Below are 16555 nucleotides of genomic sequence, written 5' to 3'. Positions count from 1 at the left end.
CCATTATTCATGAAATTGAGGTTCCTAACTTAACCCGTTTATTAATAAACATTACTTTTATGGCAGAAAGATTGGTAGTATTATCAGACATGTGGGGGGCAAAAAAAGGCTTGTGGATTACTTCGTATCTGGGCTATTTGCAACAATATTTTGATATTGTATTTTATGATATCGGTAAACTTTCCGATGTAAATCTTATAAGTAATTCGGCAGATGATCTCTATGAAGCCTTTACCAAAGGAGGCTTGAATACGGCAACGGCTCAGCTTTTAATTAAGGAAAGAGAAGAAAGCCATTATCTCACCTTTTGTGCCGGTGGTACTGTTGCCTGGAATGCGGCCTTATCCGGTTTGCCGATGAAATCATTAACGGCAATATCTCCATTGAACCTCCATTTACTCAAAGAAAAGCCAGATTGTAAGATTAATTTGCTTTATGGCGAATATCAGGAGGATAAACCTTCTCCGGAATGGTTGTCTGAAATGGATGTTAATATGGAAATCATGCCTAGATTCGGCAGGGAATTATATAGTGATGACAGTATAATCCAAAAAGTATGTATGAATTTACTGGATTCTTTATTAAAAAACAGACTTAGTTTTAAGAAACGGCCTTTAGTTTCTTAATTGTTTCAAAGGATAATTTATTCTCCGCGTAAGGTTTGGTTACCTTAAATTCTGTTTCATCGCTGCTGGGCATCTCAAACATTGCATCTGTAAATACCGCTTCACATAAAGATCTCAGACCTCTGGCGCCCAATTTGTATTCAATTGCTTTTTCGACTATATAGTCTAAAGCTTGTTCAGTAATTTTAAAACTTATGCCATCCATGGCAAATAATTTTTCATACTGTTTTATAATAGCATTTTTGGGTTCGGTTAATATAGCTCTTAAAGCTTTTTCATCCAGAGGATTCATATGTGTCAGGACAGGTAGTCTACCAATTATTTCCGGAATAAGCCCAAATTCTTTGAGATCTTTTGGGATAATATATTGCAGCACATTGGTGTTGTCTAAACTTTCTTCTTTTTTTGCAGCGCTGTAACCAATAGCCTGCATATTCAGGCGTTTGGTAATAATCCGTTCTATTCCATCAAATGCACCTCCGGCGATAAACAGAATATTCTCGGTATTTACTTCAATGAATTTCTGATCCGGATGTTTTCTTCCGCCCTTAGGGGGCACATTTACGACAGTTCCTTCCAGGAGTTTTAATAATCCCTGCTGTACACCTTCACCGGAAACATCCCGGGTAATAGAGGGGTTGTCACTCTTGCGTGCTATTTTATCAAGTTCATCTATAAAAACTATACCTCTTTCAGCTTTTTCTAAATTGTAATCCGATGCCTGTAATAGTCTGGTCAGAATACTTTCGACATCTTCACCTACATATCCAGCTTCAGTGAGTACTGTAGCGTCAACTATAGCCAACGGTACATTCAGCATCTTTGAAATGGTTTTAGCCATTAAAGTTTTACCGGTTCCGGTCTGGCCCACCATGACAATGTTACTTTTTTGAATCTCTATATCGTCCTCCTTAGAATGCGGTTGTAAAAGCCTTTTGTAGTGATTGTAAACGGCCACCGACAGCACTTTCTTCGTTCTTTCCTGCCCGATTACATAGGTGTCCAGAAAACTTTTGATTTCAACAGGCTTTTTTAAAATAAGCTCTGAAGACAAGTCATCATTCTTTGATTGCTTAGATTCCTCTGCTACAATACCATGTGCTTGTTCAATACACCTATCACAAATATGTGCATCCAAGCCTGCAATCAATAGATTGGTCTCTGGTTTTTTTCTTCCACAAAAAGAACATTCCAAGTTTTCCTTTGCCATAACTTTAGCTAGATTTCTATGTAATAACGAATCAAAAGCAATTTTGGTTCATTATATTAAGCCCATAGCGCTATAAATATGCGTATTTCGTCGAAATTAATCCTTATCTCTTTCTAAAATTTCGTCAATCATGCCATACGACTTTGCCTCTTCGGCTTTCATCCAATAATCCCGATCACTATCTTCATAGACTTTGTCGAACTTTTGACCCGAATGTTTGGAAATAATATGGTATAATTCATCTTTTATTTTAAGTACCTCATTGGCAGCAATCTCAATATCACTTGCCTGACCCTGCGCGCCAGACATAGGTTGGTGTATCATTACCCTGGAGTGGGTAAGGCCGCTGCGTTTCCCTTTTTCTCCTGCACACAAAAGCACGGCAGCCATTGAAGCGGCCATCCCGGTGCATATGGTAGCCACATCCGGTTTAATAAACTGCATTGTATCGTAAATCCCAAGTCCGGCATATACACTTCCTCCGGGAGAGTTAATATAAATCTGGATATCCTTAGAGGAATCCGCACTGGCCAAAAAGAGTAATTGTGCTTGAACAATATTAGCTACCTGATCATTAATGCCCGTTCCTAAAAAAATGATGCGGTCCATCATAAGTCTTGAAAAGACATCCATTGCAATTGCGTTCAATTGCCTTTCTTCAATAATGTTTGGCGTCATGTTAACCGGATACATACTGCGTATGATATTTTCGTAGTACATGCTATTTATACCCTGGTCTTTAATGGCATAATTCTGAAATTCTTTACCGAAATCCATATTTAATCTGATATTTTTTTAAAAAAAAGGTGCCGAAATTATTGCTTTCCGGCACCGTAAAGATACTTAATTTATTTTTGAAACTACCCGTAAACCTCTTTGACAAAATTATCGTAGGTAACCTCTTTTTCCTTCAAATTTGCTTTTTCCTTATATAGGGCAAGAAGTTTTTGACTCATTAACTGTTCGGAGAGTCTTTTAACTTCCTCCTGGTTGCCTAAAACACGGGTTGCAATAGTATCAAGTTCTTCTTCTTGTGGATTTAACTGACCGTATTGGGCCATTTGTGATTTTATAAACCCTTTGGCAAATTCTTTAAGCTCATCAAATTGAATTTCTATATTATTATCCTTTATGATTTTGCCTTCAATTAGTTGATAGCGTAGTCCTTTCTCTGATTTTTCGTATTCATCGTTAGCCTCTTCCTCAGAAAGGGTTTTTTCACCCGTAGTCTGAATCCATTTTTTAAGGAATCCGGCAGGAAGATCAAACTTAATAGTTTCAATAAGTCGCTCGGTCACATCATTCAGTAATTTCTGATCTGATTGCTGCTCAAACTGTTTTTCTGAGTCTTCCTTGATACGGTTCTTGAGTTCTTTTTCAGATGTTACGGCGTCTTTGCCAAATAGTTTGTCAAACAATTCCTGATCTAAGTCGGCAGACTCTCTCTCATTTATTTCGTCGATTGTAAAACTAACTTCTATATTTAGTTTTTCAGCTTTCTCCCTTGCTATCCCCAGAACGCCAGACAAAAGATAATCTTCTTTGAAGAGTCCTTTTGTTTTTATGCTCAAAGTATCACCTGCTTTTTTCCCAATAAGGCTATTCAGTGCTTTTTTACTTTTCACTTTAGACATTTCAAGCGTAGACTTGTGATCTATTTCTTCATCCTCGTTTCTAAAAGTTCCTGTAATTTCATCATTCTTTCCTACTTCAGACTTGCTAATCAGTTTCCCGTATTGTTTTCTTATGCGCTCTACCTGCTCGTCAATCATCTTCTTATCGGCAACAATTTTATAATGCGTTACCGGTTTTTTTGTTTTGAGGGAAACTTCAAAATTTGGAGCCAGACCCAACTCAAATTCGAATGAAAAATCTTCTGTATCCCAATCAAAATTATCCTGTTGCTTAGGCAGTGGATTACCAAGGACATCTAATTTTTCTTCCGTCAGATATTTGTTAAGATTATCCTGGAGAAGTTTGTTTACTTCATCTACTAAAACAGCCCTGCCATATTGCTTCTTGATTAGTCCCATTGGAACCTGACCCTTTCTAAATCCGGGAATATTGGCTTGTTTCTTATAATCCTTGAGAATTTTATCTACCTTATCGCTATAGTCTTCTTTTGTAATAGCAACTTTAACTATCGCGTTTAACTCGTCTATCTGCTCTTTCTGAATATTCATTGATCTCTCTTATTTGCTTTCTAATAATGGGATGCAAAAATAGAACATTTTATGTACCGGGACAAGTTTTTAAATCCCTGATTATCAATTGAAGAATTCAGGGATTCAATCCTCTTTTAAAAATGAGAAAAAGATAGATTCAAGGAAGGTTAGCAAAAGGCTAAACAGTAGTGCCCACCAAATAGAATCCACTGTAAAACCTGTAATAAATCTGTCTGCCAACAATATGATTAGGGCGTTAATTATTAGTAAGAATAAGCCCAGGGTTAATATGGTAATGGGTAGGGTGAGAATAATCATTATAGGCTTGACTATAAAATTTAAAAGACCTAATACAATGGCCACAATTATTGCTGTAGAGTAAGAATCTACTCCAACACCCGGAAGGATTTTGGAGAGGATAACCACCGCAAGGGCACTCAGTAGGATTCGTATTATTAATTTCATCTTATTAGCATTTAGGATTAATAAAAAGGATGCCCTTAATTAGGCATGCTTAAAAGTAGTTATAATTTTAATGTATTTAATGTAAAGTCTTATGTAATCGAGTGGTTCTTGCCTTGTAGGTTTGCCCCGAAATTTCTTGTGATAGTTCTGATAATCCATTTCGGTACAATTACTTAAAATAAAGATCTATTCTATTTTAAGAATTCAGAAAGAGCATTGACTTCTCAATAAACTGCTGCGGATTTTCTGCATGTAACCAATGCCCTGCATCATCAATGGTCTCAAGTTCTGCATTTGGAAAATGACGCTTTATTTCAGACAAGTCTTCGTTACCAATATATTCCGATCTGCTACCGCGTAGAAACAAGGTAGGGCCATTAAAAAATTCTGTATGTCCTAAAGGTTCCCCAATTTCTTCCATTTTTTGTGCAAGTACGTCGAGATTAAATCGAAAGGCTAATTTTCCTTTTTCTACCCAATGCAGGTTTTTTAGTAAAAACTGTCGTATGCCCCAATCATGAAGATGTTCTGCCAGAAGAAAATCGGCTTGATTTCTTGAGCTAATATCATCGAGATCAAGCGATTGTAAGGCATCGATAATATACTGATGATGCGCGGGATAAAATTTTGGAGCAATGTCAGCAATGATCAATTTATCCACAGAATCTTGATAATTGCACGCAAAGTTCATGGCAGTTTTACCGCCCATGGAATGCCCAAGGATGCAAGCACTTGAAAACTTATGATGTTCAAAATAGTTATACAAGTCCTCAGCCAAAATGGTATAATTAAACTCTTCGGACCAAAAGCTTTTACCATGATTACGTTGGTCGATAAGATGAACCTCATAGCCATTTTTGGCATATTGTGTACCCAGGGTTTTCCAATTGTCAGACATTCCCAGGAAGCCATGCAATATTGCCATCGGTTGGCCCTTGCCTATGATATTAGAGTGAAGCAAAGCCATTATCTTAAACGGTGTAAATACATATTAATCACATTTTCAAGTCCCAGATACAAGGATTCGCAAATTAATGCATGTCCAATGGAGACTTCAAGAAGATTAGGGATATTTTCTTTGAAATATTTTATATTATTTAGACTTAAATCATGCCCGGCATTAATACCCAATCCTAGTTCATGGGCGGCTTTTGCCGCATCAATAAATGACTGAATAGCTTGTTTGTTACCATCCTCATAATTTTTAGCGTAGTGTTCGGTATAGAGTTCAATTCTATCAACTCCTGTTTTCGCAGCACCATTAACCATACTCACATCAGGATCTACAAAAATTGAAGTGCGAATATTTCTTGCTTTAAAAGTACCTATTACTTCCCTTAGAAAATCCTGGTGGGTAATAGTGTCCCAGCCTGCATTGGAGGTAATTGCAGTGACGGAGTCTGGAACTAAGGTGACCTGAGTGGGCGCAACCTCCAGTACTAAATCAATAAATTTGTCGATAGGGTTTCCCTCCATATTCAATTCTGTTGTTACTGTCTTCCCAAGTTGACGCGCATCTTCATATTTAATATGTCTTTCATCTGGTCTGGGATGAATAGTGATTCCTTGCGCACCAAAGTCTTCTATATCCGAGACTACCTGTAATAGGTTAGGTACGTTCCCACCTCGGGAGTTCCTAAGAGTCGCTATTTTGTTAACATTAACGCTAAGCTTTGTCATTTTTCGAATTTTACATTTATCAAGGCCAAAAATACAAATAAGGCATGCTTTTTGACATTTAAAATTAGTATTTTGCGAAAGATTAAAAGGACATGCAAATTCAATCTCACATAATTACCACAATTCCGGTTTTTGAATTGGAAGGATCACTTAAAGAGGTTATTCACTTCTTTAAGCACAGTACCTATTCACATGTCGCCATTGTTGAGGATAAGCAGTTTTTAGGAGTCTTATCGGAAAATGATCTTGAGACATTTGAAAAAGACAAGAAGATAGAGGATTACAAATATAATCTGGAATCCTTTTTTGTATACAAGAATACTTCATGGCTTGATGCTCTTGAAAAATTTTCAAGAAATGAGTCCAACTTGTTGCCGGTTTTAGATGATGAAAACCATGTAATGGGTTATTTTGACCTTAATGATATTGTAGGTGTTTTTATAGACACCCCTTTTTTTACGGAACCTGGAGGAATCCTTGTATTGGCAAAAGGGATTAAGGATTATTCCTTTAGTGAAATTGCGCAAATTGTTGAAAGTAATAATACCAAACTACTTGGTGCATTTATTACGGATATGCAAAATGATGTTATACGGATTACAATTAAAATCAGTACTGATAATTTTAGTGAGGTGGTCAATACCTTTAGGCGCTACAACTACAACATTGTTTTTGGTAATAAAGATGATCAGTTTATTGAGAATTTAAAAGAAAGATCGGATTATCTTGATAAATATCTAAATGTATAGAGTTTATGCCAGTTTACCTTCTTAAGGAGTTAACTTTATCCTCAATCTCTTATTTAGTTAAGGATTAGTTTCCAAAATCATTCTAATATGAAAATTGCAATATATGCTCAGGTATACGAGAATGAAACCTTGGACTATGTAGTTGAGTTATTGGATGAATGCAAAAATGTTGGCGCGGAGATAAGTATTGAATCCAACTTTTATGAGCAGTTATCCTCAGAAAGACAGATAGATAAATACGCTTGCTTTGATGGCAAAAGTGGCCTGGACTCTTCTTTTAATATGTTTGTAAGCTTTGGAGGAGACGGGACTATTTTAAGGGCCATCACCTATATCCGTGATTTAGGAATCCCAATAGTCGGCATCAATACCGGAAGGCTCGGGTTTTTATCTACCTTAAAGAAGGAAGAAGTAAGAAGAGTAGTTACAGAATTTGTTTCAGGAGCTTATACCCTTGTCGAACGAAGTTTGGTAGAAGTGATCGCTGATTTTGATATCCCGGAATTCAGGGATATTAACTTTGCATTAAACGAAGTTTCCGTAAGCCGAAAAGATACTACTTCGATGATAACAGTTGAAACTCACTTAGATAATGAATATTTAACCTCCTATTGGGCAGATGGACTTATAGTGGCCACACCAACAGGATCTACGGGTTATTCCCTGAGTTGTGGCGGACCTGTTATAATGCCAGGGGTGCAATCTTTGGTAATTACTCCAATAGCTCCACACAACCTGAATGCACGACCCCTTGTCATTTCAGATGATACCACCATAAGACTTAAAGTTTCAGGTAGGGAGGAAAACCACCTTGTTTCATTAGATTCCCGAATTGCTACCATAGAAAATGAACAAGAGATTACCGTTAGAAAGGCTTCGTTTACTATAAAAATGATTGCCTACACATCTGAGAGCTTTTTGGAAACCATTAGAAACAAATTGTTATGGGGACAGGACAAGCGGAATTAGATACTTCATTAAAACAATAAATAACGTCAAATACTGTTTATCAAAAGTAAATAGAGGTATAAGATAAAATGCGTAGAAAATACCATATTAGTTATATTTGCAAACTTTTGAATTTGATGAGAGCATTTATTGTTGTTATTCTTTTGCTTGGATTTGGATTACTAAATGCCCAAACTTATGAAGTTGGATTATATGGCGGTGGAACAAATAATATAGGTGATGTTGGGAGAACCAACTATATAGCACCTTCTGGTCCGGCAATAGGTGGAATATTTAAATGGAATAAAAGTAAACGATATGCATGGAGGGCTAGTGTGATTTATGGAAAGTTTACCGCAGATGATACAAAATCGAGTATTTCTTCCAGGCAACAAAGGGCATACAAGATGGATAATTCCGTTTTGGAAGCCTCTGCAGGACTTGAATTTAATTTTGTTGAATATAATTTGCATAAATTAGGACCCGCATTTACGCCGTATCTGTATACCGGGATAACCTATTTTAGGTATGGATATAAATATTTTGATGCGGGACAGGTACAGGATATAGATCAAAAAGACGGTTCTTTTGCCATTCCAATGACCGTTGGTGCGAAAGCAAGGTTAACGCAGTTTTTGGTTATAGGTGCAGAAATAGGGGCACGTTTAACTTTTACTGATAATTTAGATGGCAGTAATCCAGAAGGATCTAATTTTGAACAATTTAGATTTGGAAATATTTTTAGCGATGATTGGTATGTTTTCACAGGAATTACGTTAACTTATACCTTTGGTAGAAAACCATGTTCCGATTGCTTTGAGTAACACTTATTATGAACACTATTGATGAATTGAAAAACGGAAAACTTCCAAAGCACCTGGCTATTATCATGGATGGAAATGGCAGGTGGGCAAAACAAAGAGGACGGCTTCGTGTTTTTGGTCATGAGCATGGGGTGAAAGCAGTTCGGGATGTCGCAGTTAACTGTTCCAAACTTGGAATAGATTATCTAACACTTTATGCTTTTTCTACGGAAAATTGGAAACGACCCAAAATTGAGGTAGAAACCTTAATGAAATTATTGGTGTCTTCCTTAAAAAAAGAGTTGCCTACACTTAACAAGAATGATATAAAACTCAGTGCCATAGGCAATATCGAATCACTTCCGGCCAAGGCGCTTACTGAACTTAATGAAGTGATGGCTCAGACGAGTCAGAATTCCACTATGACCTTGACTCTTGCTTTAAGTTACGGTGCAAGAGAGGAAATTAAGAATGCAGTACAATCCATAAGTACCAAAGTTAAAAATAATATAATTTCTCCTGAAAATATTGACGAAACCATTATAAATAACCATCTTTACACGCGAAATTTACCAGACGTAGACTTGCTTATCCGCACCAGTGGTGAACATAGGATTAGCAATTTTTTGCTTTGGCAGATAGCGTATGCTGAATTATATTTTATTGATGTATTTTGGCCCGATTTTAACGAGCATCATTTGTTAGAGGCAATAAAGAATTACCAGCACAGAGAACGAAGATTTGGAAAAACTAGCGAACAACTCAACTAGCGGTATGATTAAGTTCATATCACTTGAACTTCTGATTTTACTAATACTACTCCTTTTTACTACTTTCAGCTTTGCTCAGGAAACTTCCTATGGCACGGGTAAAAAGTATATTCTTGGGGGAATTGAAGTTATAGGCCTTCAAAGCTATAATGAGCAAACGGTAAAAACCTTTACCGGACTTCGGGAAGGTCAGCCTATTACCCTCCCGGGTGACCAGATTAGTGAAGTAATTAAAAAGTTATGGGATCTTGAACTCTTTAGTGATATTGAGTTTTTTATTTCCAATATTGAGGGGGAGAAGGTTTTTCTGGAACTGAACATTGTAGAGAGACCTACTTTGTCCAAGGTTACCGTTTATGGCCTTAAGAAGAAAAAAATAGATGAAATAATAAAGGAAACTGACCTTAAGAAAGGAAAGAAGGTTACTGAGAGTTTTATCTCGAATACAAGAAATTATATTCAGAATAAATATAGAAAAGATGGTTATTTAAATACTAAAGTTACTATAGCCACAGCAGTAGATACTTCCGAAACCAATGCGGAAAGTATGGTTGTTAATATAAAAACCGGGAGTAAGGTTAAAATTAAAAATATTAACATCGAGGGGAACAAGATGCTTTCTGATAAAAAGCTTCGAAAAGCCCTGAAAAATACCAAAAAACAACAATTCGGAAGGGTTTGGAAAAAATCAAAATATATTGAAGCCGACTATCAGGAAGACCTTGCGGCAATGATAGATAAATATGCAGAGAAGGGTTATCGGGATGCCAGGATACTCTCAGATTCCATCACCATAATAAATGATAAGAAAATAAGTATTGATCTTAAAGTAGAGGAGGGAAATAAATACTATTTTGGGGAAATAGAATTTGTTGGAAATGCAGTTTATACAGATAGGCAACTAAATCAAATATTGGGTATAAAAAAAGGAGATACCTACAATGGAGTACTATTAAGAGAACGTATTGCCGATGATTCTAAGCCTGATGCAGAAGATATCACTAATCTGTACCAAAATAATGGTTACTTATTTTCGCAGATAAACCCGGTTGAAGTTTCAGCTCAGAATGATACCATTAATTTTGAGATTAGGATTATTGAAGGGAAAGAAACGTTTTTAAATCATGTCTACGTATCTGGTAATGACAAAACTAATGATCACGTTATATTTAGGGAACTAAGAACTCGTCCCGGTCAAAAATACAGCAAAGACAATATTGTTAGAAGTGTAAGGGAATTGGGACAACTTGGATTTTTTGATGCGGAACAGATAAAACCGGATATACTAAACCCTGATCCAAATGCCGGTACTGTTGATTTGAAGTATAATCTTGTAGAATCAGGTGCTAGTCAGATTGAAGTGCAGGGTGGTTATGGAGGTGGTGGATTTATTGGTACCCTTGGCCTCTCTTTTAATAATTTTTCAATTCGGAATATTTTTAATGGGAAGGCCTATAAACCTGTACCTATGGGAGATGGGCAAACTTTTGCTTTGCGTTTACAGGCGAGTAGAACTTTTAGGGTATACAGTCTTAATTTTTCAGAACCCTGGCTTGGCGGCAAAAAACCTGTTAGATTTAATATGTCATTTTCGAGGACTCAGCAATTCCTGGCATCTTTTGATAATTCCGGAAGGATACAGGTAGATAAAGATCAGCAATTTTCGATCACAGGAGCCTCTATGGGACTTGCCAAAAGACTTCAATGGCCAGATGATTTTTTCACGATCTCACACTCTCTGGGTTATCAGTTATACGATTTTAAGAACTACAATTCTGGTCTTTTTAATTTTGGTAACGGAACATCAAATTCAATTGCGTACACTTTGGGATTATCCAGGAGTTCTGCAGGACCGGGAAGAATATTCCCTTTGTCGGGTTCAATTTTCGAAATGACCGCCAAGTTAACACCTCCTTATTCACTTTTCAGTAATAAAGATTTTGGAGCTTTAAAAGATAGAAGTAATGAACTCAATTTAATTGCTCAGGAACGTCCCCTGACACCTGAAGAAGTTTCAGAACAACAGTCTATAGAGCAGGAAAGATGGAAGTGGCTAGAATATTTTAAAATTAAGTTTAAGGGAGATTGGTACACCCGAATAGTTGGTAAGCTGGTATTGCGTACAAATATAGAATTCGGGTTTCTAGCAAGTTATAATAGTGCTGTGGGGGAAGTGCCCTTTGAACGGTTTTTCTTAGGAGGTGATGGTCTTGGGGGAAATTTCACTTTAGATGGGAGGGAGACTATTCAATTGAGAGGATATGAGAATAATTCCCTGACACCAATTGATCCTATTACCGGGCAACAAGATGGTGGTATCATTTATAATAAGTACTCTCTGGAATTGCGATATCCTTTAACATTGAAGCCATCGGCGTCAATTTATGCCCTAACTTTTTTAGAAGCTGGTAACGCTTTCAACAATTTTCAGGAATATAATCCGTTTCAAGTAAAACGATCGGCCGGAGTGGGGGTCCGGATTTTTATGCCGGCCTTTGGTCTTTTGGGAATTGACTTTGGTTATGGATTTGATGAGGATCTCAGACCTCAATCGATTGGAACTGGTCCAAGCGGATGGCAAACGCACTTTATTATAGGGCAACAGTTCTGACCAATGAATTTTTTCAAGAATACGAAAAGGTAACCCACTCATTTTAATATAATTAGTATTTTTGGCACGATATTTTCTGTGTAATAAAACGAATTCAGGATGAAGACAAATGTTCTTTTAATAATTGTAGGTTTATTGCTGTCATCTTACACGTTTTCGCAACGGGGTGTTAGAATAGGTTATGTAGACATGGAGTATATCCTTGAAAATGTAGAAGAATTTCGGGATGCAACTGAGCAATTAGAAAACAAAGTTCAAAGATGGAAAGTAGAAGTTGAGCAGAAGCAAAGCGAAGTAGAGCAAATGAAGAAGGATTTAATGGCAGAGAAAGTTTTATTGACAAATGAACTTATAGAAGAACGGGAGGAAGAAATTCAAATTCTGGAAAAGGAAATGCTGGAATATCAACAAAACCGATTTGGACCTAATGGAGATTTGGTTTTGCAAAAACAAAGATTAATTCAGCCAATTCAGGACCAGGTTTTTAATGAAGTACAAAAGATAGGATCAAATAAAAAATACGATTTTATTTTTGATAAATCTGCGGATGTCGTAATGTTGTACTCCCAAAAAAGGCATGACATAAGTGATTTGGTGCTAAGAGGTATTGCCAGGACCAGAAAAGTTAGTAAACCAAAAGCAAAGGCTAAGAAAAGTCAGCTGGAAACTTTTGAGGGAGAACCGGATGAAGAGGTAGTAAGTGATGCTCTCCTGGAGAGGCAAGCAAGGGCAAAAGAGGCTGAGGAGACCAGAACTAAAAGTGCTGAAGAACGGAGGGAAGAGCAGCTTAGGATACGGGAGGAGCGTAAAAAGGCATATGAAGAAAGAAGGAAAAAATTGTTAGAGGAGCGGGAAGCAAAGAAGAAAGAAAAATTAAAGGAAAGGGAAGAACAAATTAAAAAAAACGAAGAAACTAATATCTAAAACTCAATATTTTAATTAATTAACACTTAAATAGTAAATTCAAAGATCATGAAACAAATTAAAAAAGTAGCAATAGCCATAGTATTATTAGTAGCAGCTACTAGCTTTGTAAATGCCCAAAGTAAAATTGCACACATTAATGTAACAGAATTATTGGGCGAGATGCCGGAAATGAAGGCTGCACAGGCAGAATTAAAAAAATTGCAAGAAACATACAGGGCAGATATTGAAAGTTCTATGACAGAACTAAAGAATAAATATACCCAATACTCCAATGAAGCAACTTCAAAGTCCGAAGAAGAGAATCAAAAAAGAGCTCAGGAACTACAGGGTTTTGAAAAGAATATTGGTGAAGCGCAACAAGCCGCACAACAAGAATTAGCAAAGAAACAAGCAGAATTGTTTGAACCAATTTCTATAAAAGCTAAAGCAGCCATCGAAAAAGTTGCCACAGCACAAGGCTATGATTATGTCATAGATGCAACCCAAGGAGGGGGATTGATTGTTGCCAAAGGCAAAGATCTTTTAGCGGAAGTAAAACAGGAATTAGGATTTTAAATTCTGTTCAATTCAATGTTTAGTAAAACCGTCCCTAAGGACGGTTTTTTCGTTTAATGTTGTTTAGGAAGACCTTACTTTGATGCTTTTAACTATTAATTGAATAGGAGCCAGAGGATGGTTCTATTAGAATTGAAAATGGGGATTGATATTATCTTGGTGAAGACCAATAGCTTGTTTTAGGAATGTATAACTTTGTTGTGGCTTATTATTTAAATTATTTCACTTTATAAATGAACACTCAACCAATAGGTATTTTTGATTCCGGTGTAGGAGGTACATCTATATGGAAGGCCATACATGCGCTGCTTCCTTTTGAAAATACCATTTATTTGGCTGATAGTAAGAATGCACCTTATGGTCAAAAAACCAAAGAAGAAATAATAGATTTATGTATTAAGAACACTGACCTTTTACTAAGTAAGGGCTGCAAGCTTGTTGTAGTTGCCTGTAATACGGCTACTACTAATGCAATATCATATTTACGAAATAATTACGACATCCCCTTTATAGGAATTGAACCGGCGATTAAACCGGCAGCACTTAATTCAGGTTCAGGAAGAGTTGGAATATTGGCAACCAAGGGGACTTTGAGTAGCAGTCTCTTCTTAAAAACTTCAAAAGATCACGCTAGTGAAATAACCATTGTTGAGCAGGAAGGATTAGGACTTGTTCCATTGATTGAAGCCGGAGAAATAAACGCTGATGAGACCAGGCAATTATTGATAAAGTATTTGGAGCCCATGCTCAGTGCAAATGTGGATCATATTGTTTTGGGTTGTACCCATTATCCTTATTTAATTCCTGTCTTGAGGGAATTATTACCGCCCGGTGTTAAGGTTATTGACTGTGGTGCGGCAGTTGCAAGGCAAACGAAGGTAGTTCTTGAAGATAATCAAATGCAAAATTTTAGTAAAACACCTGGTAAAATCGAGTTTTATACCAATAAGGATACAAGGATTTTAACTTCATTTTTGGAGGATGTTGATCAATTAAAACAAATAGAATATTTAAACTTTTAAGCCTTAAGAATCCCACTTCAGTTATTCATCCAACTGTAAGCATAGATTTTCGGGGGATTTTGTAATTTAAGGTGTTTTTGTTTTTAACCGCCTTTGATAGGTGAGATAAGTGAATTCATGTTTATGTCTTTCATCTCGCGGGTGAAACTCTTCTTTGGTCAGCTTCCATAATTTTTCATCTATGTGAGGAAAAAAAGTATCGGCCTCAAAGCTCTCATGCACCCTCGTAATTTCCAGGACATCTGCATATGGCATCCCCAGATCATAAATTTCACCTCCACCAATAATGTAGGCAAGGGTATCATCTCGGACAAGATCCAAAGCTTCTTTAATAGAAAATACAACAATGCAGGAGGAAAAATCAACGGTATAATTTTTGTCCCGTGTAATGATTATATGTGTCCGATTTGGCAGGGGTTTTGGAAAACTTTCAAAAGTTTTCCTACCCATGATAATTTTATGACCGGTAGTTAATTGCTTAAAACGTTTAAAATCATCCGGAAGATGCCAAATAAGATCATTATCTTTTCCTAAGCCATTATTCTTTCCAATGGCAGCTATCATCACAATTTCAACCACTAATCTTTTTTTTTAAAATTGGATAAAGGAAAATCTGATTCAATTTCTTTTTGCAATTCTTTGATCCTCTGCCTTTGTTTTGCTACTAATTTTTGGCGTTGTTCCCTTTCCCATTCAATGCCCATAAACTTTTGAATAACAAATACATTTATTACATGCACGACTAATAAGAATGCCCAAACAGTAATAGCCCAAACAAACCAATTATATTCCTCTCCATATTTCAGAACTTTATTAATTAAAATCAAAAATATGCTCCCGATTAGAAATAACACAAAATGAACATACAGATTTTTTTTCTGTTTAATTCGCTTATGCGCATATTCCAGCTGCTCATGCTGCTCTAGCTCTATTTTTGTATCACTTTTATTCTCTGAAAACACTCCAAGCTTACTTTAATTACAAAGATACAGCAATTAAAAAATTGTTTTTGCGATCATTTATTTAAAATAAATTAAAGTCAGGTTCTTTTCAAAATTATGACTAGCATATGAAAAAAACTATATCCCCGGTTTATCTGATTAACAAAACTTAACCCTTTTATGGTGTAAAAAGAAGGTCGATTCCGGTAGGGTTCGGGGTTAACAATCTAATTTCTAAGATTATAATGTATTAAAAGAGAGTGCTACGCGTTATGAAATAGTTAGAAATGTGAAGCACGAATTATCTACTTACAAAAAGAACCTGCCTCTTTTTACCAAAGTGAATTAAAAGGCTTTAATATTTTAAGAAATTAATAAATATGATTTTAATCATTGTAAATGAGACATTTAATGTATTACTTTTGCAGTTGAAAATTTTAAAATAGAAAATTATGGCAATCGCAAAACAATATTTAAAAACTAAGCCGGTATGTAAAGTTACATTTACAGTACCTGCTGAAGATGCAAAAAAAGTTGCAGTAGTAGGAGATTTCAACAATTGGAACCCAAAAGGGAGTATGTTGAAAAAATTAAAAAACGGAACTTTTAAAGGAACGTTTGATTTACCAAAAGAAACTAGCTACGAGTTCAGATACCTTGTAGACGGGAATTATGTTAATGAGACTGAAGCAGACCGTTACCAGTGGAATGATTTTGCTGGTGCAGAAAATGCTGTTTTGGAATTATAATTGACAATTAGCATTAATTAAACCGGAACATTCTATGAACGTTCCGGTTTTTTTATGGTGTAATTTTAACACCTTTCCAAAAGGCAACCCTACCCTCTATTTGTCTTGCCAATTCGCTGACCTCAGGATAATACCAGGCTGCATCTTTATTTTCTAATCCGTTGACCTGGAGTGTAAAATAGGAAGCCTCTCCCTTCCACGGACATGTAGTGTGCGTATCGCTGGGCTTAAAAAATTCTTTTTTAATGCTTTCTTCAGGGAAATAATGATTGTTTTCAATGATAACGGTATCGCTGCTTTCAGCAATAACTGTGTCGTTCCAAATAGCTTTCAT

Annotated in this window: 19 protein-coding genes; 10 read left to right on the top strand and 9 right to left on the bottom strand. The window is 36.2% G+C overall.

What is annotated here, in order from left to right; translation table 11 throughout:
• Positions 1-59: 59 nt before the first annotated feature.
• Positions 60-626, top strand: a complete 567-nt coding sequence (locus tag Q0X77_RS01100) for a hypothetical protein (protein ID WP_297791992.1) — start codon at positions 60-62, stop codon at positions 624-626.
• On the opposite strand, the gene clpX is transcribed toward Q0X77_RS01100, so the two are convergent.
• The 6 genes from clpX to Q0X77_RS01070 form a co-directional block, all read right to left on the bottom strand.
• Positions 601-1836, bottom strand: coding sequence for an ATP-dependent Clp protease ATP-binding subunit ClpX (gene clpX / locus Q0X77_RS01095; RefSeq protein WP_297791990.1), 1236 nt, complete (start codon positions 1834-1836; stop codon positions 601-603). The genes Q0X77_RS01100 and clpX overlap by 26 nt on opposite strands.
• Before the next feature lie 96 nt (positions 1837-1932).
• Entirely contained in the window at positions 1933-2613 is a 681-nt protein-coding gene (clpP, locus tag Q0X77_RS01090; RefSeq protein WP_297791988.1) for an ATP-dependent Clp endopeptidase proteolytic subunit ClpP, read from the bottom strand.
• Positions 2614-2696: 83 nt separating this feature from the next.
• Positions 2697-4019, bottom strand: coding sequence for a trigger factor (gene tig / locus Q0X77_RS01085; RefSeq protein WP_297791986.1), 1323 nt, complete (start codon positions 4017-4019; stop codon positions 2697-2699).
• 105 nt (positions 4020-4124) lie between these two features.
• The gene (locus Q0X77_RS01080; RefSeq protein ID WP_297791984.1) at positions 4125-4466 is read right to left on the bottom strand and encodes a phage holin family protein; all 342 of its coding nucleotides are present in this window, start codon (positions 4464-4466) and stop codon (positions 4125-4127) included.
• A 196-nt stretch (positions 4467-4662) separates the two neighbouring features.
• Positions 4663-5433 (bottom strand): alpha/beta fold hydrolase, encoded by a 771-nt coding sequence (locus Q0X77_RS01075; RefSeq protein WP_297791982.1) that lies wholly within the window; start codon positions 5431-5433, stop codon positions 4663-4665.
• Entirely contained in the window at positions 5433-6146 is a 714-nt protein-coding gene (locus Q0X77_RS01070) for a pyridoxine 5'-phosphate synthase (RefSeq protein WP_297791981.1), read from the bottom strand. Before Q0X77_RS01070 ends, Q0X77_RS01075 begins: the two co-directional genes overlap by 1 nt.
• Before the next feature lie 92 nt (positions 6147-6238).
• Between Q0X77_RS01070 and Q0X77_RS01065 the strand changes: the two genes are divergently transcribed.
• From Q0X77_RS01065 to murI, 8 genes are all read left to right on the top strand, one after another.
• The gene (locus tag Q0X77_RS01065; protein ID WP_297791979.1) at positions 6239-6895 is read left to right on the top strand and encodes a CBS domain-containing protein; all 657 of its coding nucleotides are present in this window, start codon (positions 6239-6241) and stop codon (positions 6893-6895) included.
• A gap of 87 nt (positions 6896-6982) precedes the next feature.
• Positions 6983-7864 (top strand): NAD kinase, encoded by an 882-nt coding sequence (locus Q0X77_RS01060; protein ID WP_297791977.1) that lies wholly within the window; start codon positions 6983-6985, stop codon positions 7862-7864.
• Between the two features lie 116 nt (positions 7865-7980).
• A complete protein-coding gene (locus Q0X77_RS01055; RefSeq protein ID WP_297791975.1) occupies positions 7981-8667 on the top strand; it encodes a DUF6089 family protein in 687 nt (228 codons plus the stop codon).
• 8 nt (positions 8668-8675) lie between these two features.
• Positions 8676-9416, top strand: a complete 741-nt coding sequence (locus Q0X77_RS01050; protein WP_297791973.1) for an isoprenyl transferase — start codon at positions 8676-8678, stop codon at positions 9414-9416.
• Between the two features lie 4 nt (positions 9417-9420).
• On the top strand, positions 9421-12027 hold the full coding sequence (locus Q0X77_RS01045; protein WP_297791970.1) for a POTRA domain-containing protein: 2607 nt from the start codon (positions 9421-9423) through the stop codon (positions 12025-12027).
• Between the two features lie 99 nt (positions 12028-12126).
• Positions 12127-12951 carry an OmpH family outer membrane protein gene (locus tag Q0X77_RS01040; RefSeq protein WP_297791968.1) on the top strand — a complete coding sequence of 275 codons (825 nt, stop codon included), beginning with the start codon at positions 12127-12129 and terminating at the stop codon, positions 12949-12951.
• Between the two features lie 48 nt (positions 12952-12999).
• Positions 13000-13509, top strand: a complete 510-nt coding sequence (locus Q0X77_RS01035) for an OmpH family outer membrane protein (RefSeq protein ID WP_297791966.1) — start codon at positions 13000-13002, stop codon at positions 13507-13509.
• A gap of 233 nt (positions 13510-13742) precedes the next feature.
• The gene (gene murI / locus Q0X77_RS01030; protein WP_297791964.1) at positions 13743-14531 is read left to right on the top strand and encodes a glutamate racemase; all 789 of its coding nucleotides are present in this window, start codon (positions 13743-13745) and stop codon (positions 14529-14531) included.
• 66 nt (positions 14532-14597) lie between these two features.
• On the opposite strand, the gene Q0X77_RS01025 is transcribed toward murI, so the two are convergent.
• Both Q0X77_RS01025 and Q0X77_RS01020 read right to left on the bottom strand, forming a co-directional pair.
• Positions 14598-15110: a dihydrofolate reductase gene (locus tag Q0X77_RS01025; RefSeq protein WP_297791962.1), complete on the bottom strand. Its 513-nt coding sequence runs from the start codon at positions 15108-15110 to the stop codon at positions 14598-14600.
• On the bottom strand, positions 15110-15493 hold the full coding sequence (locus Q0X77_RS01020) for a 2TM domain-containing protein (RefSeq protein ID WP_297791960.1): 384 nt from the start codon (positions 15491-15493) through the stop codon (positions 15110-15112). The genes Q0X77_RS01025 and Q0X77_RS01020 overlap by 1 nt, the downstream gene beginning before the upstream one ends.
• A 431-nt stretch (positions 15494-15924) precedes the next feature.
• On the opposite strand from Q0X77_RS01020, the gene Q0X77_RS01015 reads away from it, so the two are divergent.
• On the top strand, positions 15925-16221 hold the full coding sequence (locus tag Q0X77_RS01015; RefSeq protein ID WP_297791958.1) for an isoamylase early set domain-containing protein: 297 nt from the start codon (positions 15925-15927) through the stop codon (positions 16219-16221).
• Between the two features lie 52 nt (positions 16222-16273).
• On the opposite strand, the gene Q0X77_RS01010 is transcribed toward Q0X77_RS01015, so the two are convergent.
• Positions 16274-16555: a DUF427 domain-containing protein gene (locus tag Q0X77_RS01010; RefSeq protein WP_297791956.1), complete on the bottom strand. Its 282-nt coding sequence runs from the start codon at positions 16553-16555 to the stop codon at positions 16274-16276.

The organism is uncultured Eudoraea sp. (genome assembly GCF_947258925.1).
In the GTDB taxonomy this organism is placed as follows: Bacteria; Bacteroidota; Bacteroidia; order Flavobacteriales; family Flavobacteriaceae; genus Eudoraea.
Note: the sequence above shows the minus strand (reverse complement) of the source record. Positions and strands in the feature narration are given on the sequence as shown.